The organism is Flavisolibacter ginsengisoli DSM 18119 (assembly GCF_900129295.1).
In the GTDB taxonomy this organism is placed as follows: Bacteria; Bacteroidota; Bacteroidia; order Chitinophagales; family Chitinophagaceae; genus Flavisolibacter; species Flavisolibacter ginsengisoli.
In genome coordinates this window covers 224,028-246,777 of the sequence record NZ_FQUU01000004.1, presented here as the reverse complement: position 1 = coordinate 246,777, position 22,750 = coordinate 224,028, and the positions used below count along the sequence as shown (strand labels likewise).

General features: G+C 38.5%; 16 protein-coding genes. 11 read left to right on the top strand and 5 right to left on the bottom strand.

Annotation, left to right across the window (positions count from 1 at the left end):
- The first annotated feature begins 145 nt into the window (after positions 1 to 145).
- A complete protein-coding gene (locus tag BUA53_RS06605) occupies positions 146 to 1,381 on the top strand; it encodes a DUF2254 domain-containing protein (protein ID WP_175546028.1) in 1,236 nt (411 codons plus the stop codon).
- A 331-nt stretch (positions 1,382 to 1,712) separates the two neighbouring features.
- Here BUA53_RS06605 and BUA53_RS06600 read toward each other — a convergent pair whose 3' ends face one another.
- Both BUA53_RS06600 and BUA53_RS06595 read right to left on the bottom strand, forming a co-directional pair.
- A complete protein-coding gene (locus BUA53_RS06600) occupies positions 1,713 to 2,339 on the bottom strand; it encodes a hypothetical protein (protein WP_139256355.1) in 627 nt (208 codons plus the stop codon).
- 199 nt (positions 2,340 to 2,538) lie between these two features.
- Positions 2,539 to 3,843, bottom strand: a complete 1,305-nt coding sequence (locus tag BUA53_RS06595) for a vanadium-dependent haloperoxidase (RefSeq protein ID WP_072834561.1) — start codon at positions 3,841 to 3,843, stop codon at positions 2,539 to 2,541.
- A gap of 15 nt (positions 3,844 to 3,858) precedes the next feature.
- Between BUA53_RS06595 and BUA53_RS06590 the strand changes: the two genes are divergently transcribed.
- The 4 genes from BUA53_RS06590 to BUA53_RS06575 all read left to right on the top strand — a co-directional run bounded on the left by BUA53_RS06590 (position 3,859) and on the right by BUA53_RS06575 (position 9,589).
- Complete coding sequence (locus tag BUA53_RS06590; RefSeq protein WP_072834560.1) at positions 3,859 to 4,245, top strand: T9SS type A sorting domain-containing protein; 387 nt, start codon at positions 3,859 to 3,861, stop codon at positions 4,243 to 4,245.
- A 706-nt stretch (positions 4,246 to 4,951) separates the two neighbouring features.
- Positions 4,952 to 5,464: a DUF4402 domain-containing protein gene (locus tag BUA53_RS06585; protein WP_072834559.1), complete on the top strand. Its 513-nt coding sequence runs from the start codon at positions 4,952 to 4,954 to the stop codon at positions 5,462 to 5,464.
- 89 nt (positions 5,465 to 5,553) lie between these two features.
- The gene (locus tag BUA53_RS06580; protein WP_139256354.1) at positions 5,554 to 6,411 is read left to right on the top strand and encodes a fimbrial biogenesis chaperone; all 858 of its coding nucleotides are present in this window, start codon (positions 5,554 to 5,556) and stop codon (positions 6,409 to 6,411) included.
- Positions 6,412 to 6,427: 16 nt separating this feature from the next.
- The gene (locus BUA53_RS06575) at positions 6,428 to 9,589 is read left to right on the top strand and encodes a hypothetical protein (RefSeq protein WP_072834557.1); all 3,162 of its coding nucleotides are present in this window, start codon (positions 6,428 to 6,430) and stop codon (positions 9,587 to 9,589) included.
- 246 nt (positions 9,590 to 9,835) lie between these two features.
- Here the strand turns inward: BUA53_RS06575 and BUA53_RS06570 are convergent, their stop codons facing one another.
- Positions 9,836 to 12,418 (bottom strand): hybrid sensor histidine kinase/response regulator, encoded by a 2,583-nt coding sequence (locus BUA53_RS06570; protein ID WP_072834556.1) that lies wholly within the window; start codon positions 12,416 to 12,418, stop codon positions 9,836 to 9,838.
- Positions 12,419 to 13,657: 1,239 nt separating this feature from the next.
- Here BUA53_RS06570 and BUA53_RS06560 point away from each other — a divergent pair.
- The 4 genes from BUA53_RS06560 to BUA53_RS06545 all read left to right on the top strand — a co-directional run bounded on the left by BUA53_RS06560 (position 13,658) and on the right by BUA53_RS06545 (position 18,319).
- Positions 13,658 to 16,039 carry an ATP-binding protein gene (locus tag BUA53_RS06560; RefSeq protein WP_072834554.1) on the top strand — a complete coding sequence of 794 codons (2,382 nt, stop codon included), beginning with the start codon at positions 13,658 to 13,660 and terminating at the stop codon, positions 16,037 to 16,039.
- A 114-nt stretch (positions 16,040 to 16,153) separates the two neighbouring features.
- Positions 16,154 to 16,474 (top strand): hypothetical protein, encoded by a 321-nt coding sequence (locus tag BUA53_RS06555; RefSeq protein WP_072834553.1) that lies wholly within the window; start codon positions 16,154 to 16,156, stop codon positions 16,472 to 16,474.
- A gap of 578 nt (positions 16,475 to 17,052) precedes the next feature.
- Positions 17,053 to 17,514, top strand: coding sequence for a DUF2846 domain-containing protein (locus tag BUA53_RS06550; protein ID WP_072834552.1), 462 nt, complete (start codon positions 17,053 to 17,055; stop codon positions 17,512 to 17,514).
- Positions 17,515 to 17,731: 217 nt separating this feature from the next.
- Complete coding sequence (locus BUA53_RS06545; protein WP_217652944.1) at positions 17,732 to 18,319, top strand: hypothetical protein; 588 nt, start codon at positions 17,732 to 17,734, stop codon at positions 18,317 to 18,319.
- Positions 18,320 to 18,643: 324 nt separating this feature from the next.
- Here BUA53_RS06545 and BUA53_RS06535 read toward each other — a convergent pair whose 3' ends face one another.
- Entirely contained in the window at positions 18,644 to 18,979 is a 336-nt protein-coding gene (locus tag BUA53_RS06535) for an ArsR/SmtB family transcription factor (protein ID WP_072834550.1), read from the bottom strand.
- Between the two features lie 85 nt (positions 18,980 to 19,064).
- Positions 19,065 to 19,718, bottom strand: coding sequence for a YdeI/OmpD-associated family protein (locus BUA53_RS06530; RefSeq protein ID WP_072834549.1), 654 nt, complete (start codon positions 19,716 to 19,718; stop codon positions 19,065 to 19,067).
- A gap of 156 nt (positions 19,719 to 19,874) precedes the next feature.
- Here BUA53_RS06530 and BUA53_RS06525 point away from each other — a divergent pair, with 156 nt between their 5' ends.
- Both BUA53_RS06525 and dnaK read left to right on the top strand, forming a co-directional pair.
- A complete protein-coding gene (locus tag BUA53_RS06525) occupies positions 19,875 to 20,474 on the top strand; it encodes a hypothetical protein (RefSeq protein ID WP_072834548.1) in 600 nt (199 codons plus the stop codon).
- Positions 20,475 to 20,773: 299 nt separating this feature from the next.
- Entirely contained in the window at positions 20,774 to 22,693 is a 1,920-nt protein-coding gene (gene dnaK / locus BUA53_RS06520) for a molecular chaperone DnaK (protein WP_072834547.1), read from the top strand.
- Positions 22,694 to 22,750: the final 57 nt, after the last annotated feature.

Below are 22,750 nucleotides of genomic sequence, written 5' to 3'. Positions count from 1 at the left end.
CTTTTCTCCAAGTGATTATTTACTGACAAGGAAATAGAGAACCAATTCTATGACAATCCAGTACATAGTAAAGGCAAGTGTCGAGTACAGGTGCTGGTCCGAATTTGTTTGCGTAAATTACTTTTCGCAGTTAGTAATAAAAAAAATGATCAACGTCATGGAAAGCATTTTCAAACGTTTAATGAATCGCATCACAGGTAGCATTGCTTTTTATCCTGTCATAATCTCATTTCTGTTTTTGCTCCTTTTTTGGGTAATGATTAATGTTGATCAATCTACAACAGGTAAACATATCAAATCGACCTGGCAATGGCTGCGTTTGAAAGATGCCACAGCAGCAAGGCTTATCGCTTCAACCATTGCTTCAGGGATGCTCAGTTTTACGGTTTTCAGTTTTTCGATGGTTATGATTGTACTGAATCAAACTGCCTCTAAAATGAGTAACCGTATTTTAGAAATCATTATCCGTAACAGGTTTCAGCAAATTGTGCTTGGTTGCTATATAGGCACTGTTATTTTCTCTATATTTCTTATAACTACTATTCGGGATACCGATAGTGGCATCTATGTACCTGCATTAAGTACTTATGTGCTCATTCTCCTGGCAGTAGTAGATATCTTCCTTTTTATCTATTTCCTCCATTTTGTTACACAATATGCAAAATATCAAACCATCATCCGGCATATCCATTCGCAAACCCTAAAGCGGCTTTCCGGTGAAATTAAAAATGGGAGTAATTCAAAGGTATTGTTATATAATATTGAAAATTCTTTTACTTCTCCAAAAACAGGGTACTTCGAAGGTTACAACAAAAAAGCAATGCATGCGCTACCCATTTCCGGTGCCTACCATATTCATTTTTTATATTCTCCGGGGAGTTTTATTCTTAAAGATGCAACCTTATACCTGATAAAAAGCAATGACATACTTAAAGCGGAGATAATAACTAAGGTGGAGGAGGCAATTGAAATAGAAAGCGAACCTTCATTATTATATTTTTTAAGTGGCTTCAATCAACTTTCAGAAGTTGCATTGAAAGCATTAAGCCCTGGCATAAACGACCCTGCTACGGCTATACTTTGCCTTCAGGCAATGGCTGATTTATTTAGTTGGATATTAAAACATTCAAATTATAATGAGATGGTGGATGAGCAGGAGAATAGCATAATAAGCCATAAAATTCCTGGTATTGAAGAAATGCTTACCAGTTTCTTACTGCCTGTGTGGGATTATGGAAAAGAGGACAGAATCATTCAAATTTCAATGATGGATTTAATACAGCAACTACTATCTATTAGTTGTGAAGTCACTACTACTAATTGGCTTACCCGTTTTTTTGAGGAGGTCAAAATGCAAAGTTTAAAGGGATACAAACCATAAAAATTTTGATATTTATTTATCTAACCTCCTGCTTTCTTGTAACTGGTATGTTTGACCATTATGGTGGATAAAATTGGCAATTGTTGAGGATAATTATAGGAAAGCAAGGGTATCCCAGGTTTTAATGTTTGGATTACAGGCAGCATTTCAATGTACTATGGTTTGCAAAGTAGCATCAGATTTGCATTTATATTATTTGTGGTCAATTTTTTGAAATAAAAAGAGGCTGTCCAAATTTTGGATAGCCTCTTGTATTTTTCATTCTTTTGGTGAGTTTATAAAATATAACAGATTTATAAGTTAAGACATTTTTTTACTGTTTGCTAAAAATTTAATTAACGAGCAAAACTTTATAAGCCTGCGTTGTTTTTTGGATACTATACAATGCTATCAGGGCACCATAGCTACCACCCCGCTCTATAAATTCAAATAATTCATAATGAGGGTAGAATAATTCACTTGCCATTTTCCAAAATAGAATGAACAGCAGAAATTGGGGATTTGGACGGATTAATATTATTAGTGCAGATGCAATTTCGAAAATACCAATGAAATGGGCAGAAAGCGCTGCATTTGAAAGGCCCAGGCCTGCATATTGGTCGATCAGTCCTTTTTTCTCTATTAAATTTAACCAACCATGTCCAAGTAATAAAAGGAATACTACCCATCTTAGGAGCACTGCAACCTGGTTAAAGTTTATTTCCGAGATATATTCACCAGAGCGAATTTTTGAAAACAAATTTTTGATTTTGAATTCCCTGCCATATAAAATTAAAAAAGCCAAGGGAGCGCCAAAATTCCCGGCGCGTTCAATCAACTCAGCAAAGGGTTCTCCTGATAGTGGTCTCAACGAAGCAGTTACTAGACCCCAAATAATAAGCCATACTGCAATACTCCGCAAGGGATAAATAAGCATTGTAATTCCCAATATAATATCGATACCACCAACTACCGGCATCAATCGGTAAGCCAGGTCATGGCCAATGCCAAATACCTCAAAGTAATTGCACCAGATAGGTTTGGTGATAACACCGAATATGCCATGACCAATAAAGCACATGCCAATGGCTATTCTAAGTGAATAATGTATTTTTTGTTCCTGTGTAAGTGGCAACATAGTGTATAATCATTTTGAATATTAATAATACAAGAAGGATCTACTTGCCTGTCTTTTTCATATGTAACCGTTCATCAACCAACTGTGCTACTTCTTTTCCGTATTTATTGCTGCTTAAACAAGTTGGGTGAAAGTGAAGACCTCCGTAGAAACGAGCCCAGGTATTTTCCATGGCCGCTTCATTGAAAGATTTATAGCTTCTGTTTTTGATACCAAATTCCAATTCTGAAGAATCCGTATAGGCAAAGTTGTCGCCAAATACACTTGTTAAAGCTTCGGCGGCGGCAGAAGAACCTGTTGAATGTCCACAGGTATATTCAGGAAAAGCCGGTGTTTGCAAATAGGGCTGCCAATCCGGATCGAATGACCGGTTAATAACTGTTTCAGGTCTGACAGTATTATAAGTGAATTTTTCATTCCAGCATTGGATGAACGAATCGAATAGAACAATAGCAGTTTTAGTATAAGTAAATACTGTAGTAGCATAGTCAGCTTTTGCTTTTTCCGCAGCAATGCCAACGATGCTCATCCAATGACCTGGAGGTGAAAACTTTTTGGTGCCATACATTACATGTCCGCTTACATTTAATTTAAATGGATTATCATCCCAGAATTCTGTGATGTGCTTTTGTTCGTCTGAAAGGTGCCTTGTAGAATCCAAGAGTTGCATGACCTGTTTATAATAGGCACTTTTTTTATCTGTAATATTAAAGGGGAATGGAGGAGGTGCTTTAAACTGCGCTGCGCTATCCATAACCAATGGACGTATTTTGTTCCAGTGAGGTTCTACAGCAGAAGCATAAGCTGGTGGTGTGGGGACCCAACGGCTGGGATCCTCAGCTTGCACATTATACCGTTCCATACTCCTGGTTTCAGCATAATTGTCTTTTTTGCTCCAGCTCATTATAACTTTTGAAACCGAATTGGCATATTCGAGGGAATTTTCATAAATGTCTGAAGGCATACCATGGTCCTTTGCCAGTTTTTTTAAACTATTGACATAATCGTCCATACTTCCTTCAGGAAATGTCACTGATTCACCAAGGGTGCAAAATGCCATCAGTGCGGAAAATTCATAATTTATAGTCTTACCGGCGACTGGTTTAGGAACTGTAGTAAGGCCGTGTAACTGACCCGCCAGCGAATAATACTGGTTTGGATATCCAGCTGCAATTACTTCATATGCGGCAACATTGGCATATAGATAGTTGCGGGAAGCAACAATAGGCGAAAAGTTATTTCCCATTACAACCTTATTCAATTCATGTACTGTATTTGAATAAAGCTTTGAATCGTTAAAAATGGTTTTATAATCTTTTTTTGTATTACAAGCTATTAACTGCATGACAATTGCACAGGGATGCACAGGTATGCATTCACAGATCCTAATATTGTACGATTAGCAAATCCATTTATTTATTACCGGTTACGGATGGTTGATGCAGACGGTAGGTTTGCCTATTCAAAGATTTTGGCATTGAACTTACATAGCAAGGATCCTGTTGTTTTGCTTTATCCTAACCCTACTAAGAATAATGCAAGTTTGATGGTATCGCTTCAAAAGCAAGAAACTCTTTCTATAAAGGTTATCAACCAGGGAGGGCAGGTGGTGAATTTGCATTCGATGACGCTATCGGCAGGAAGTTCTACTATCCCTGTGCAGGTGCAGGGTCTTGCCTCCGGAATTTATACCATTAGTATCAGAGGGACTACATTCAATAAACAATTGCCTTTACTAAAAGAATAGGTTAAGCAAAATGATATATGTAAATGCAGTACAGCCATGTGCTGCATTTTTTTCTGCCTTTTTAAAAGAGCAGGTTTTTAGGGGGGAAGAGGGAGAGGCTAGTGGGACGTTAGGGATGATCCGACTTCGCTAAAGCTACGGCGGACAAAGGAGTAATTAGTCTGGAGTCGGTAGTCTGGAGTCGTGAACCACAGTACAGATAAATAATCCTCCTTTGCTAAAGCTTCGGCGGACGATGCTCCTACGCTAAAGCTACGGCGGACAAGGGAGTAATGAGTCTGGAGTCGGTAGTCTGGAGTCGGGAATAAAGCTACTACTGCTATATTGTTATTGATAAGTGTTGCTACTGTTGAAAGTTTATACACATCAAACAAGTATGGTTTGTATAGAGGCTCTGATAACACGAGAGCTTTCAGCATCGTTCTAAAGCCTGACAGTACTTTTGAATATAGACTGAGTGGACACATGATAGGTGACACTTCAGCCGGAAACTACCATTTGAAGGGCGATACCATTTACTTCAACTATACCTAATTCTTTATTAAGTATAAACTTTTAGACTTTCGTTCAAAAAAATATACCCAAAAGAGAAAAGAATACTTAGTTCCTGAGATTTCTATCATTTGTTTTTAATATCCTTCTTTCTGCCAATTACATTACATCCGAATTCGTACACATCTTAAAACAAAAAACAAAACCAATTCAAATGAAAAACAAGTTTATCGCAATGGCAGTTATAGCCATGGGACTAACTTCTGTCGCTAATGCACAGAACTCCGCAACTGAGAACTCCGCTACAGCTTCGGCACAAATTGTTGTACCAATCTCCATTTCAAAGGGTGCTGATTTGAACTTTGGATCAATTATCAGGAGTGCACCAGGCGGTACTGTTCAATTAGCTGCTGACGGAACGGTAACACCAACTGGCGTGGTTATGTTTACCGGTTCTTCTGCGGTCTCAACGTCTGCTGCTTCATACACTATTTCCGGTGAAGCCAGCAAAGCGTATGTAGTTACTTTACCTGCTGATAATGCAGTGGTGCTTAGCGATGGCAATGGCCATACAATGGACCTGACAAATTTTACACACAATGCCACAGGCACATTTGCCGCCACTGCAGAAACGTTTCAGGTGGGTGCTACATTGAATGTAGGTGCTAACCAGGTGGCTGGCAACTACGTATCCGATGTATTTTCTGTTACTGTAGCTTACAACTAAGTAAGCTTTCTTCAAGGAAAAGTGGCTGTCTCAATGATCCGAGATAGCCCCTTTTCTATTTTGGCAAACCAATTTCAAATCCAATATCCATGCAAAACGGTTTTATGTGGCGCGCTTTCACCGCTCTTTATTTTCTGTTGCTTTCTCTTCTTCCTGCCGTGTTCCCTTCATCCCGGGCTGCAGCGCAGGGTGATTTGCTGGTGGCCCCAAAACGAGTGGTCTTTGAAGGCCGTGAACGATATAAGGAGTTAACCTTGTCCAACACGGGCAAGGATACCGCCCGCTATGCAATTTCTTTTATTCATTACAGAATGAGCGAAGACGGTTCACTGAAGCAATTGCCTTCTGATGATTCGAGCCTGTTGTTTGCTGATAAATTTGTTCGCTTTTTCCCCAGGTCCGTAACATTGCTTCCTGGTGAGTCGCAGGTTGTACGTTTGCAACTTACGAAGACGGGGCAAATGGAAAATGGCGAATTCCGCTCACACCTCTATCTCCGTTCTATTCCACAACAAATACCATCCGGCGATACTGTTATTAAAACGACTGATCGAAATGCTATTACCATAAAGCTTAATGCTGTCTTTGGTATTGCCGTGCCTGTTATTCTACGCGTTGGCGAGTCCACCACCAAGGTTGATGTCTCACATGGCTCATTTCAACCGTCGGACAAACCTTTTGTGAAGATCACCTTAAACCGCGCCGGCAATATGTCTTGCTATGGTGACATTATGGTTGAATATATTTCTCCTTCAGGAAGAGTAACAAAAATTGGAGAGTTAAACGGAATAGCCGTTTACACCCCGCTCCAAAAGCGTGAAGTAAAATTGAGCTTGCGAACGATACCTGGCATTGATTACAAAGCAGGAAAACTTCACGTGGTTTATCAATCAACTGAAAGCAACAGTCAAAACTCGATTGGGCAGACAGAAATTTATTTGAATTGAGCAGCTTTAAATTATAATGGCTATTACCAGGGTCAGGTGGTTCATCCTTCAAAGCAGTTATGATCTTCCTGATGTAGGGAAGGGAATTTTCACTGCTTTCACCATTTTCATTCTTCTTTTTGCAATACCTTTATCAGGCAAGGCAAACGATGATGGGGATGAACTATCTGTTTTTGTCAGCTTGCAAAACCATGGAGCGTACATGCCTGCTCTTTTGCAAGAAGAGACTCTTTACTTACCTGTAAAGGAATTATTTGATTTTTTAAAGATCAACAATCAGCTATCGCCAGACATGGATTCAGCGACAGGCTACCTCCTTGATCCCAAAGCGGGTTTTCTGATCAATTATACTCAACATGAAATTATTTACAATGGCACCGCTTTTTCACTAAAGAATAAGGAACTGATTCGCACAGAAACCAACCTCTATCTGCGTTCTGATGTATTTGGAAATGTTTTTGGGTTGGACTGCAATTTCCAGTTTAGAAACCTGGCTGTCATTATCAACACAAAATTAGACCTGCCCTTGCTAAGGGAACTGAGGCAAGAAGTCCTGCGCAATAATATCAGGATGATAAAAGGGGAAGTAAAGCCAGATACGTCAGTCAAACGTGACTATCCTTTTTTTCGTTTAGGCACTGCCGACTGGAACATATTGCATTCCAAAGCCCAATCAGAAGCTTCGGCCATACGAATCAATTTGCAAGTGGGAGGAATGTTTGCCGGAGGGGAGGCTCTTGTTTCACTAAGCTATGATAACAAGATCCTTTTTGCTCGCCAGCAACAGCAATATAAATGGCGTTTTGTCAACAACAATCTCAAGTTGTTCAGGCAGGTGTCACTTGGCAACCTTGCTGTACAATCCACAGCTTCCATTTATGCACCGGTTATTGGCATTCAGGTGACCAATACACCCACCAATCGCCGCAGGTCATTTGGCACTTATGTCATTAGTGATCGAACGCAACCGGATTGGATGGTGGAACTTTATGTTAATAATGTCCTGGTGAATTATGTAAAAGCCGATGCTGCCGGCTTTTACTCTTTTCCTGTGCCGTTGGTTTATGGTAATATGCAAATTACATTAAAGTTCTTTGGACCTTCAGGTGAAGAGCGTTCCAGTGAACAAGTAATTCAAATTCCTTTCAACTTTCTTCCGGTCAATACCTTCGAATATACCCTTAGCGAAGGCCTGGTGCAGGATAGCCTTCACGGTCGTTATTCAAAAGCTGACTTTCATTATGGATTTACCAACAGAATCACTATTGGTGGGGGAATGGAATACTTATCCTCTGTGAAAACGGGAAACCTAATGCCATTTTTTTATACCACAGTGCGGCTTTCCAAAACCGCACTGCTTTCAACAGAATTTACAAACCACGTTCGATGGAAAAGCCAGTTCACCTGGCAACTACGATCTAAGGCCCAGGTAGAATTCAACTACCAACGATATACCAAAGGTCAGCGTGCTGTTTTGACAAATATCCTGGAAGAACGTAGAGCATCTGTTTCCCTGCCAATACAAAAACTAAAATTCCATTTGTTGTCAAAACTTGCTTTCAGGCAGGTAGTAACACCAACTATTGATTATGATTCCCTGGTGAAAGTAAGGTACAGCGATATTACAAAAGCAAAATTTACCAGTGCAGAACTTACCCTGTCATCATCATTTTCGCGATTCAATGCCAATCTTACAACTTCAGCATCAATTAATAGATTATCCGGGTCATCAATATACAGCAACCTTGCCTTGGCCTATCTTTTTCGTCATGGATTTTTGATTCGACCGCAGTTCCAATACAACTACAACCGCAGTAATTTCATTGCTGCAAAGTTCGAAACAGAAAAGCAGCTTCGCAATCAAGGCGTGATCAACCTTTCTTTTGCCAGAGATTTTTCAATGCATTTGACTACCATAAACCTTGGTCTACATTATAACTTTTCATTCCTTAGAACAGCATTTTCCGCCGTGCTGAGCAACAAAACCTCCTCCCTGGTTCAATGGGCAGGTGGCAGCCTATTGTGTGATGCACAATCTGGTTATGCAACACATAGCAGGCAGAGCCATTACGGCAGAGGCAACCTTGTGATTGCTCCTTTCCTGGACCTCAACGGCAATGGCAAAAGAGATCAGCATGAACCTGGTATTCGCGGTCTAAAGATTCATATCAATGGTGGCCGTGTGCTATCCACCAAAGAGGAGGATGTAGTCCGCATTGCCGACCTGGAGCCATATAACAATTACCTCGTGGAATTGGATGAAAAGAGTTTGGGTAATATTGCCTGGCAGATAAAGAACAAAAAAATAAGCGTAGTTATGGAACCCAATATTTTTAAACGCTTAGAAGTGCCTGTGACTGTTGTAGGCGAAGCTTCGGGAATGGTTTTCTTTGAAAACCATATAGGGGAGAGGGGTATCTCTCGGATTCTGGTGAACATTTATGACAGCATTGGCCAACTGGCTGCTCAAACCATGACGGAAAGCGATGGCTATTTCAATTATCTTGGTCTTTTACCAGGTAAGTATATAGCCCGGATTGATTCTGCACAGTTGTATAAGTTGAATTTTTCATCTATGCCTGCCACTCTATCTTTTCAAATTGCAGGCAGTGAAGATGGTGTGGTATCAGATGGCTTCAGGTTTGTTCTGCATTCACTTGATAAAAAGGAGATGGACCAAAACATTGTTGAATATCGACAGAACGAAAAGGCAAAACTATCCTTTGTCAATTTAAAAAAGAGCAGTCAACCAATAGCAGAACAGCAAGTCAGCAATGGTTTATTAAATTCTCTGGCAGAGCAACATAATGAGCCACCAATTATCGCAAAACAGCCAGAACTGGCAGATCATTTACTCATGGACACAGGCGGCAAAGTAAACCGTACCGAAAAAACAGAAAAAGAGGCAACTAGGCCTTTGCGCCAATTTTCTACTAAAAACAGTTTTCTTCAAAGCCAAAAAATGAAATCTTTTCATTCTTCGTTACGCTCACTTGCACATCCTGCGATTAGGAAGAAAGCTTTACAATTATTTCAAAAAGAGCAGCTCGTTCAACAACGGCTTACTATACTCAAAATAGAGCATCAGCGGTTGATTAGATATCAGAAAAAACTACTTATGGAAATAGATGTTTTGAAGGCGAAAATGAAGAAATTATCTTACCGGGTGAAAAAATGAGTTAGCAACAATATAGGAGTGAGGTAAAAGATAATAGCTAGCAAAAGTGCTCGCGCTCAGTTGCTCCCTTTTCTTCCATATCACAAACGAAAAAAAATTACCTAAATGCCATATGAGATGCTTTTGCTCTGCCAGTTTAAGCATTTCTTACTAAGAATTCTATCCAGGGATTGCCAAAACGAGACAGGCTACGTAAATAGGATGCAAAATGCTTTAAGAATCAGAATTTGTATTGCTCAATGTGGTTTAGCAAATGGGTAAAACAACTTTTAGTTTACATCCCTTCCCCGGTTCAGTATTAATAGCAACTGTTCCATTATAAGATTCTACCCGATTATAAATATTGGTTATCCCAACACCGTTTCTGTATTGGTTAAGATTAAATCCAACTCCATCATCTTCCATTAGAACACAGGTAGCTATGTCATTACTACAAATAGATATATATATATGTTGCGCCATTGCATGTTTTATAATATTATTCAAGTGCTCCTGTATTATCCGGTAGAGGGTTAATTTAATTTCAGTGGCTATATTTTCATCAAACTTTGAAAAGTCCATTTTTACCATTCCAGGTGCAAATAGTTGTAGTATCAAGTTGTTTATCATTGGAACCAATAACTCTTCTCCAAAACGATGTGTAACTAACTTGTGTGATAGGTTCCGTATTTCCGACATCGCTAATTCCACGTTTTGTTTGGCATTATTTAGCATTTGTTTTTCGCTGCCAAAGTTCTCATAACAGAATGTAAGCTGAAGCGTAACTGCAGCTAGAATTTGATTGATGTTATCATGCAACTCACCTCCTAAATAATTCCTTTCGTTTTCCTGGGCTTCGAGGGCGGCTCTTGTTATTTGCTTTTGCCGGTTTATTTGTTCATTAAATAGCTGAAGTTCCAATTCTTTTTTTTCAGTTATATCATTTACCATTGCCAATGCACCCTTGTACGTTCCATCTTTGTCAATGATAGCATTGGTAGATAGTTGGGTACAAATTTTTCTTCCGCTTTTGGTAACAAACCTTGATTCCTCAGTTTCACTTATTCCTTTTTTTCTCCGTTCTATCTGTTGTAAAGCAACCTCTTGTTCGTCTTCTTCTTTAAAAAATAGATTTGTTTTGCCCAGCATTTCCTCTTCTTCATATTCCAATATTTCGCACATTCGTTTATTTACAAAAGTGGTTTTATTGTGTTCATCTATCATCCATATGCCTTCTTGAGCTGTTTCTACTATCTGTCTGAATTTTCTTTCGCTTACCTCTATTTTATGGCGTGATAATACCTGCTCAGTTACATCTATTACAAAGAAAAAAATACCATCAATTTGACCCTCTCCATTTCTATGTGCCTGGTAAATGAAATTCAGATACCGGTCTACCAATTCTCCAGTACCATAGAAATCAAATTTTATAAGCATTTCGTTAGCAAAGAAGGTTTTTCCGGTTTGATAAACGGAATCTAACAATTCAAAAATTCCCTGGTCCGCAAGTTCCGGCAAAACTTCTTTTACCGTTTTGCCAATGATATCTTTTTTATCAATTAATTGTAAATAAAGCGGATTTGCCATTTCGTACACATAGTCTGACCCTTTTAAAATTCCCATGCAGGATGGGGCTTGTAAATACAGATCTAAAAATCGCTGCCGTTCAATTGTGAACGCTTTTTCCAGTCTCTTTTTATCAGTGATGTCTTTTGCTATGCAATACATTAATTTATCATTCTCATCCCACCTGCCAGACCACAACATAGGCACTATGCTCCCATCTTTATGTATATACCTGTTTTCAAAGTTGGTAGCCACTATTCCATTCATGATGGACCTTGCTGATTTCATGGTGATTTCGACATCTTCCTCAACTACTAAATTCAAATAGGGCTTTCCATAAAGTTCAAGTGAGGTATAACCCCATATCTCTTCGCAGGCTGCACTTACGTTAACAAATTTGCCTTCTTCGTCAATAGAACAAATCACATCTAACGATGATTTCATTATTTTTTCGTGAACATCTAATGTTTGCCGTAATATTTTACTAGTATCAATAAGCCTTTGCTCTGTTTTTTTACGCTCAGTTATATCCCTAAAAATCATTGAAGTTCTTTCCTGTCCAAAAGCATCTTTTATAATAGCGGAAGTGATTTCTGCCATGAACTTCTTGCCATCTTTTCTAATAAAAGTGACCTCTCCCTGTGCCCGCCCGGTGCGCCGGCGTTCCTCTATAAGTTTCATGACGTTTGGATCAGACAGATCCACCAGAGCTAATCTTCCTGCAGCACAGATTTCTTCCTCAGTCATTTGAAAAAGGGCGCAGGCTGCAGGGTTTGCAGCAAGAATCTGTCCGTCGGTTATTGTTAGCAGCATACCGTCCATGCTGCTTTCAAAGAAGGACCGGTATTTTGCTTCGCTTACACGAATTTTTTGTGCAGCTTCTTCCTGGAGTTTAATCTTAGAAAAAGTTAATTCAACTTTTTCCAATGCTTTCCATAAAGCTGAAGGAAGCCTTTCCATCCTGTCTTTCAGTATATAATCATCAGCTCCTGCCTTAATGAGACTGACAGCAAACTCCTCAGAGGTATTTCCCGTAACCAGGATAAAGGGAAGATGTATGCTTTTCTGCCTGACAAGTTTAAGAGCTTCCAATGAATTAAAAGCAGGTAGTGAATGATCGGATAAAATAATATCAGGGAGGTTTTCCTGTAAAGCCTGTAACAGGCTTTGCTTATTAGAAATTACAGTTTGTGTAAATGAAATCCCGGCTTTATTCAAAATTAATTTTACAAGCGCCACGTCTTCTTCATCGTCTTCAATATGCAAAATATTGATTGGCTTCATGAGGATAGATCTTTTGATGGATAAGTTAGCTGATTAAATAGTTTTCATTATGGAGCACAGCCCCAAGGATTCTGGCCTGTAATTTAAGTCCAGTCAATTAAAATTATCTTTTCTATAACGAGCTGATGAACTATTTTTTTATAAAAATTAGTGTTTATACGTATTAAAGTATAGTTGAAGCGATGTGTATCCTAAGTTCTTTGATAAGTACTTGTGTTACGAAAAGATGCTTGAATGTATAGATCAAATAGGATAATATTGACATTATTTAGTGATTTTGGGTTTTACGATAGAGTTTGCACGCATATTATTGTATTCAACACTGAAGCTATGGCAGACGAGGAGAACAGGGACCGAAGAAGAGACGAACAATCCTCCTTCGCTGAAGCTACGGCGGATAAGGGAGTAATGAGTCTGGAGTCGGTTGTCTTGAGTCAATCCGCCTACGCTGAAGCTTTGGCATTGAGGGCAGTTTGTAGTTTATATTTATTGAATAGTTTTTTGTTTCTGGTTTTTAAGTGGGACAGATATTTTTTACGGGGGCAGTTTTTTGGGAAGAAGCAGTGACTAAAAGGGAGAATAGTGAGGAGAGATCTAGCACTTATAAATGTACAAGGTCACGATATAATGATGTACATACTTACCCTTAATTGATTAATTTAAAAATACCAAGATGAAAACATGGATATATTTGCAACACTAACTGTGACGGCTACTTTATGAAACAGATTACCCTTCAATCCCCTTCCATAATTGAAATGATAGATTTTTAAACTATAGTTTCTACTAACATCATTCACTTTAACAGAATAGACTTAACACTAACCGGGCAATTTACGGAGGGAGATATTGAGCTTGCAAAAGCGGGTTATCATACTTTAGTAGTTGGGGAAGATGAACAAGAGTACGGTGAATAATTCCGAAAATGTTTACAGGGTAAAGATATTAGCATTTAATACTCTTTTTTCATTTGCTTATCTGATACATTAGATAAGCTTACAGATGTTACCCGGTTTTAAGTATGCCCAAAACAATATGCAAGCCTCATTTTTCAAATAAATCGTCCAGACGATCTGACCAACTATTATCCAACCAGAATTGGGAAAAAGTAAATAGAATTTCGTATTGAATGAACAGATATTTTTTACCTCATACTATGAATATGAATTAAATAATCAAAGTTTTAAGGAACTTAATTCTATATTTTTGAATTGAACAAGATACCTTTTAACCCATACCATGCGCGATTTTTTTCGGAAATTGTCTTTAAGAGCCAAGTTGCTTTGCATTGCCTTACTACCACTACTATTTATAGTCTATTTGAGTTTGGACCTTTATGGTGAAAAGTCAAGAAATGTCCTGCAAACCCAATTGTATCTTAACCGAATTCATCAATCAGTCACTATTTCCAGGTTAATTGATCAATTACAAAAAGAAGGACGCTATAGTTTTGATTATGCACTTACAAAGGTTGACCGTAAAGAAATGCTTGGTCAAAGACCTGTTACAGATTCATTGCTTAGTGAATTAGACCGGTTTAATGATTCCAGTTTAAAGCATTATCGCAGTTATACTTTTCTTGAAAAAATTGATAGTACCAGAAAATATATAGACAGTGGACATTTTGATGCAAACCAGGTTATGCATTTTTTTTCAAGTTCAGTATTCAGATTGAATACGGTTCAGAATTACCCGACGATTATATACAAGGATCTAAAGGAGGCTTATTCGGATATAGTATCGCAAAAGTTACTTTCTGAAATGGTTACTTACCAAAGCATCATTGATGCCAATATTTATAACCTTTTGTATACGCGCAAATATATGGTTGAGACATTAATGGGTACTTATGGCACATACGAGGTATATAAAAGTTATGAAAATGAGTTAGGTGTAAAGGCGGACCAGAAAGTATTAGACAGATTCAATCAAATCAAGGATCATGGAGCCATGCAGCGCGTTGATGGATACCTGTCAAAAATATTTTCGACTTTTAAAGTGGACAGTTCTTATACCTATCAAAATTGGAAAACCGTTTCTGATAATTCATTAAATGAATTACGAAACCTGCAAATGTCCTTGTTGGATAATGCAGAAAGTCAAATTCAGGCCTTTTATAAAGTGGAAACAGGAGAGAAAAACAAGGCAATCATATATCTAATTGGTATAACAGCATTGGTGGCCTTGCTGGTTTTTTACATTCTGCATATAATTAATATTTCCTTAAAGGAACTTAGTGCTGCTGCACAGAAACTGGCAGATGGTAATACAGATATAAGAATTCCCTTTATTTCCAATGATGCGGTTGGAAGACTTGCTACTTCCTTGTGGAAAGTGGATCAAAAAAATAAAGAACTAGCCATGGCAGCCTCAAAAATTGGTGAAGGTAATTTTGATGTTAAATTTTCACCGAGAAGTTCTGAAGATCTATTAGGAACTGCTGTATTGAAAATGAAAGATGATCTGTTGCAATTCACAGATGATTTAAAGAAAAGTAAGGAAGAATTTGAGCAATTGGCTGATTTCATACCGCAAATTGTGTGGGTTACCAATAACGATGGGGAAATAATTTATTATAACAAGGCCTGGTATGAAATAACGGGATCTAATAAGGATAATATTGAGAACAGCTGGGTTCCTGTATTGCATCCCGATGATGTTGGCATTGTATTGACTAAATGGTACGGTTCCATTGAAAATGGAGAAATGTATGAAGCGGAATACAGGGTAAAAGATATGCGTGTTAATGAATACCGGTGGTATCTTGGACGAGCTGTCCCGATTATAGAGGAGGATGGAAAAATTTTAAAATGGTTCGGGACCGGAACTGATATTCATGATCAAAAACTTCAGCATGAAAAATTAGAAGAATTGGTTGCAAAAAGAACCCTTGAGTTAAACAGATCTAATGAGGATCTTCAACAATTTGCACATGTAGCCAGTCATGATCTGAAAGAACCATTAAGAAAAATCAGAACCTTCAGCGATCGCCTTGTATTAGAGGTTAAGGATACATTGCCGGAAAAGGCAAGGGTTTATATCAATAAACTTCAAAATTCTGCCGGGAGGATGGTGAATATGATAGATAGTATATTGAGCTATTCTGTTATGAATTCAACGATTGCAGAAAAGGAATTAATAAATTTAAATAACATCCTTGATGGTATAACCAATGACCTCGAATTATTAATCATTGAGAAAGAAGCCCGGTTGGAATACGATCAACTGCCAACTATAAAGGGAGACAAAACGCTAGTTTTTCAATTATTTTATAACCTGATCAATAATTCATTAAAATTCACTAAGGCAGATCATGAAGCAATTATAAAAATATCAGCTCAGAAAGTCTCTCACCAGGATATAAAACCTGCAATGCATAATGGAATATTTGATTTTTATTGGTTGGTTACAATTGAAGATAATGGTATAGGATTTAATCAAGCGTATGCTGATAAAATGTTTAATGCGTTTACCAGACTTCATTCAAAAGATAAATATGAAGGAACTGGTTTAGGTCTAGCCCTTTGCAGAAGGATTGTTGACCGCCATGAAGGATATATTTATGCAGAAGGTGAAGAAGGGGTGGGAGCACGGTTTTATATTTTATTGCCTGCAGAATAAAAGTTATAAGAGATCCTTTGGTGATACCTTAACGGGCTTCCGGGTTTCTTGCATTTGGTCGGTAATCAAATTCTGGTAAGTGTAGCAACGGTAGGGAACTACTATCTTCATACTTTGCAAGTATTTCGATTTGACTTCAACGGTAAACTGCAACATGCAGTGTTTTTAAGCCAACCTAATGGTGCGGATGCTGTCCGTTCATTTCAATTTACCAAAGATGGTGGAAGAATTGTATTGGGAAATATTGGTAAAATGGATGGCCCCTATTTTATAAAGCTTTTCAAGTTGAATTCCCACGACAATAAAGATTGGGAGGTGACTTACCGTGATTTTGATATATCTCATATGATACATCAAACCAGTGATGGAGGTTATGCTTTTATTGCCTACTCTAATTACTACAGGTCATTTTTCCTGATAAAGACAAACCCGTAAGGAGAATTGTAAACATTAGGTTATTCCTGGTTTTGATTTACTGTTTCTTGATCGTTAGGGGTTTATTAGGTTGGAAAGCGTTTTTTGTGGTGAGAGGTTTTAGGAGGAGAAGTGACTTAAGGGACGATAGGGACGGATGAATGTCGAATATTGGACAATACGCATTCACTGAAGCTTGGGCGGACGAGGAAGTCTGGAGTCGGTAGTCGGGATTACAGGAACCGCAGCACAGATGAACAAGGATTATCGAATTTCGAAGGAATTAGTTAGGAGAAAATAGTTTCTGGGTATTATCTTTTGTTTCTGGTTCATTAGATGGGAGAGATATTTTTTTGTGGGGCAGGATTTAGGAAAAAAAGAGAGACTAAAGGGACGATAGGGACGATCCGCCTTCGCTGAAGCTTCGGCGCACGAGGGAGTCGGGAGTCAGGAGTCTTGAAGTCGGGAGTCGCAGAACAGATGAACAATCCGCCTACGCTGAAGCTTCAGCGGATGAGGAATCATTATAATATTTAAGCATTTAAATATATCTTTCGCGCTCAACTTTTTTCTATTTTAAACACCGATTTAAAAGGTTTATGAAAATCATATTTAAGCTCTGTCTGTTTCTTTTTGTATCATCAAATTCATTTGCTCAATCTGAATCAGTACAAAAAGACCAAGGAACCTTTATTAAAAATGAAAATCAGCCTGATACAGCTCAATATGCAACACTGTATTTATACAGGCCTAAAAATGCCGTGGGTGGGTTAGTAGGTTATAACATTAAGTTGGATGATAGTACTATCTGTAAATTAAAGAATGGCAGAAAATTCAGTTTTAGGCTATATAAGGAAGGGAGCATGAAAATATGGCCCAGTACCGAGGATAAAAAAATTAATATCACCGTAAAATATGGTGAAGAGTACTTTGTAAAGTTTGCCATGGTTAGTGGCCTGGTAGGTGCACATCCGGAACTAAACCTAATTAATTCAGAACAAGGCCGGGAAGAATTTGATGCTTTGCAAGATAAAAAAGCTAAGGCGGATTTAAAGGAATAAGGAGATAAATCCAGCGAGTCAGCTTGTCCTTGCCAAGTGAGAAACGCAGGTGAATAAATTTCAAATAGAAAGACAAGGTGCACAAACGCACATTCGTTGCATTTAGCTAACCAGCGTTTACAATAATTATTGTTATCGTTTCAAGACTATTAAATCATTTGCCGAAACTACGTTCAATGGTATAATAGAATATTTTTGCGGGCATTTAATCTGCACTATGAAAATGTACAAAAAACTAATCCTGCTTTCGTTTTTATTCTTAGCATCTTTTTGTCATTCATTTGCTCAAAACAATGAAAAGAAAACCTCCTCTTTTCGGTTTCTAATCAGGGGAGCGCTTGAAATGGGGGGTGACAGAGTCGCACAAGTTTATTTTACCAATGGAGAAAAACAATCTGTGAAGGCCGGACAAGGCGGTTCAATTGCCATTGGCGGTGAATTTCAAATGCCACATGTAGAGAGATTGCTGTTCTCTGCTACAGTGGGATATAAATATGTAACCACCCAGGCGGATAATGTACACATTCGTTTGACCCGGGTGCCTATTCTGGTTACTGGCAATTGGATGGCAACAAAGAAACTTCGTTTTGGGGCTGGAATTGCTACTCACCAGGCGATTCGCTTCAAGACTGATGGCCTCGGACAAGATATCAGCTTCGATGGTGCAACGGGACCTACATTTGAACTGGCGTATAGTGGTATAGGTCTTACCTATACGGCTATGATGTACAAGGACCAAGACAAACACCAATATTCTGCCAATGCAATTGGACTTTCCTTTACCCTTGCCATACCAAAAAGATAATCATAGCCTTTTTGGTGTTTAACCTGGAAATGTGCCAGAATGCTGATTACGATATTGATTGAGGGAAATTTCATTTATTGTTGCCATATTTATTCCTCTTTGTGATAATTTATTATACAACCCGAGAGTCAACTTGCCTGGGGGCAGGTGAGAGCGTGGGAATGAAACTAATTTGATGAATAGTATAACAGTCACATTCTTTTTGAGGTATAATTTATTTTTATTGCTTGTATCGTCATTTATTATCTCATGCAATTCTCCGGCTATCATTTTTACGCCGTTTTGAAAGTATTATATATCACAACTCAATTGATAGAAGAATTGTTAGCTTTTAGATAATTTTTCAGGACTTGTATTTCGGATTTCCAAGAATTTTTGTGCTGTTGTATGTAAAAATGCCAACTGTTGATAATTTACAGCGTAGTATATAAACTTTCCTTCTCTTTTTGCTATTACCAAATTGGCATTTCTAAGAACTGATAAATGTTGAGAAGTAACAGACTGTTCAATTTTCAGCTTTTTATAAATATCCTGAACGATCATAGAGCCGTTTTTATGGATCAACTGAAGTATTATGACCCTAAGTTTATTGTTGATAGCCCTGAATCTTAGCGCTGCCTTTTTAAGGTTGTCCTCTTCTATGTGTAAAGCAGTTTTCATGTCCAAGTATTGGTTGTTAAAGATATTATTATCCTGGGTTATGGAAGCTTTGCAGGATAATATAAAGTTTTAATTTGTCTGTGGTTTACCGGTTAGCAGGGTTCTTCCACCCAAAAGATAACCTGGTGATAGATTCCTGTATCCTGGCCTGCCGGGTTTCTTTCTTTTTAGCGGAAACTATCCACTCCAGGTACTCCTTGCGATTAGTAAAGGATAAAGAATTAAAAAATGTCTCTTCTTTCTTTGCTTTATGAAGTGCTGCTGCAAAATCCTCAGGCAAAAATGTTAGCTTTTTTAGAGGTTCTATATAATTAAAGATCTCTTTAACTTTCGTTTCCTTTTTCCTTTCTTTTCCTGTTTGCAAACGCAGGCCAAAAGATGACCAGGTTTCATCAAAGGAGATCAGGCTGATCCACTGCATTTTTGAATGTTGCCTTAATGCTTCCCATCCCTTATCACGGGTGAGGTCAGTTTGAATTTTTGAAGTTGCTTTAGGGTAATAGATCCAGCAAATTATGTCATCCTTTATCAGCGGGATCACTAAATCCAGTTCCTGCTCCAATTGGGCCTTGTTTTGAACAAACCAATGGACCTGGTTAAAGGTTTTTAAATTATTGGAAATGGTCACACCTGTAGGCAATGCACCAAGTGTACTTTTAAAACTTTCCGGAGCATGTAACGTAAGTAGTTTATCATCCTGTTTAATTTTAAATTTTTGAGCAGTAGTTATTGCTGGCATTATGAATGTTTGGCGATTGAATAAGATGTCTGAACCTGGAATCCTTACTCTATGTTAATCCTAATTTAATTAAAAGGATATTGTTTATTTTACAAATAATTGAATTTGTTTATTTTATTATTCAAATTCGATGCTTGAGAAATATAATGTATTACCATGAGCGGGAATAAATTAATTTTATCTTTCATTTTTATTCTTTTCCTTTTTTCCTGCTCACGTATTCATCCTTCAGCATTAAGATACATTTCTTCCCCTAATAGGTATTCACTGGATAAGTTACCCGAAGACTGGAAAAAACCTTCAACATTAAAAGCAGTGGATGATATCCTGCCAGTAGCTATCAATCAGTTGAAAGGTACGCAACCATGTATGAATTGCGAGGCTGGATTTTATATAACAGTTCATCTTGATTCGCTTTTTATCCTGGATCAAACGCCTTTTGATAGAACTGTTATCCGATACGGTGATGCTGTTAGCAGTAAGGAAATCACTTGTACTTTTCGTTTTAAATCTCATTTATCTATTTCTGATAATACGGGAAAGGAAATAGCTCAACTTGTAGTAGTTGATCCTAAAGAAGACATTTATTCCATTACAGGGAATCCTTTTGAAAATGGAAGGCATTCCTCGGTTTTTAATTTTCACAGGGATTATAGTGGAACAATAGGGGTCCCTTTAGTGCCCACAGATAATGAACTTTTAAATTTTACCAGAGATAAACTAAAAACTATTCAAAAGAGGATATTACATATATAAAGTATAGATGAGATTCTTGCGGCTACTCTAAAAAATGCCAAAGCAGTGCAATTTGATATTCCTTATTAATTATCCCATATTTATCAAACCAGGTTCCTGTTACTTTCCAAAGCAGTCTTATGAGGCTAAAAGAAAATAAGGGCTAAGGCAGCCTTTTGCTACTAAATGGCTCCCGGAGACTTAGTCATCTAACTGCAACTACATACAGGGTTACAAAACTGTTCCTGCCAAAATTGCACCCTGTTGCCCAACGGCATAATCATTGATAAACAATAGTGAACTATTAAATTAAACAATCAATGGGAAAAATAATTGGTATTGACTTAGGAACAACTAATAGTTGCGTGGCTGTAATGGAAGGTAATGAACCAGTAGTGATAGCAAATGATGAAGGCAGGCGCACAACTCCTTCCGTGGTGGCTTTTTTAAAGAATGGTGAGCGCAAGGTAGGAGACCCGGCCAAACGCCAGGCCATAACCAATCCACAGAACACTATCATGAGTGTGAAACGTTTTATGGGTCGCCGGTTTGACGAGGTTACCGAAGAGATCAGCCATTGGAGCTATAAAGTGGCCAAAGGTGACAATAATACCGTTAGAATAGATATTGATGGCAGGTTATATACCCCACAGGAAATTTCTGCCATGATTTTGCAGAAAATGAAAAAAACGGCTGAAGACTACCTTGGACAGGAAGTTACTGATGCAGTTATTACCGTACCGGCCTATTTTAATGATGCCCAACGCCAGGCTACCAAGGAAGCCGGTGAGATCGCTGGTTTGAATGTTCGCCGTATCGTTAATGAGCCTACCGCTGCCGCGCTGGCTTATGGCCTGGATAAAGGCGGAAAGGACCATCATATTGCTGTGTTTGACCTTGGAGGAGGTACATTCGATATATCGGTGCTGGAACTGGGTGATGGTGTTTTTGAAGTGAAATCTACCAATGGTGATACCCACCTTGGTGGTGACGACTTTGATAAGGTGATCATGGACTGGCTGGCAGAAGAATTCAAAAAAGAAGAGAATGTAGACCTTCGTAAAGATCCAATGGCGCTACAGCGTTTAAAGGAAGCTTCTGAAAAAGCAAAAGTGGAATTGTCTTCTTCTTCAGAAACGGAAATCAATCTTCCCTATATTACTGCAATTGATGGTGTGCCAAAACACCTTGTAAAGAAATTGAGCCGGGCCAAGTTCGAGCAACTGGCTGACAGCCTGTTTGAGCGTTGCCTGAAACCTTGCACACAGGCATTAAAAGATGCCGGGTTAAGCACTTCGCAAATAGATGAAGTGATACTGGTAGGTGGTTCCACCCGTATTCCAAAGGTGCAGGAGATAGTGGAAAAGTTTTTTGGTAAAAAGCCAAATAAAGGTGTGAATCCTGATGAAGTAGTAGCTGTAGGAGCTGCCATACAGGGTGCTGTTTTAACAGGGGAAGTGAAGGATGTTTTACTGCTCGACGTTACACCATTAACCCTGGGTATTGAAACCTATGGTGGTGTGATGACAGCGATGATACCTTCAAATACTACTATTCCAACAAAGAAATCGGAAACATTTTCCACTGCGTCGGACAACCAACCCGGTGTGCAGATCCATGTTTTGCAGGGTGAACGCCCTATGTCAAACCAAAACAAAAGCCTGGGTATATTTAATCTTGATGGTATTCCTCCAGCTCCAAGAGGTGTTCCGCAGATAGAAGTGATCTTTGATATAGATGCCAATGGTATCCTGCATGTGACTGCCAAAGATAAAGGCACTGGTAAGGAACAAAAGATACGTATAGAGGCCGGAAGCGGGTTAAGTAAAGAAGAAGTAGAAAAAATGAAGGCTGAGGCTAAAGCCAATGAAGCTACAGATAAGGCAGAACGTGAAAAAGTGGAAAAACTGAACCAGGCTGATAGCCTCATCTTCCAGACTGAGAAGCAATTAAAGGAATATGGTGATAAGATACCCGGCGATAAGAAATCAGTAATAGAAGGGGCCTTTAATAAATTAAAAGAAGCTCATAAATCACAGGATATTAGCCAGATAGATGCTGCTGTAACAGAATTGAATAATGCATGGACAGCTGCCAGTGAAGAAATGTATAAGGCTACACAAGGAGCAGGACAACAAGGAGCAGGAGATAGTGCAGGTGCCTCTGCAGGTGGCAATCAGCAAGGCCAGGGAGGACAAGGTGAGAATGTAACAGACGCTGAGTACGAGGAAGTTAAATAAGCCTGTTCATACAAACAAATAGTTAACGCTAAGTAAGAGATCTTGCAGGTAACTGCA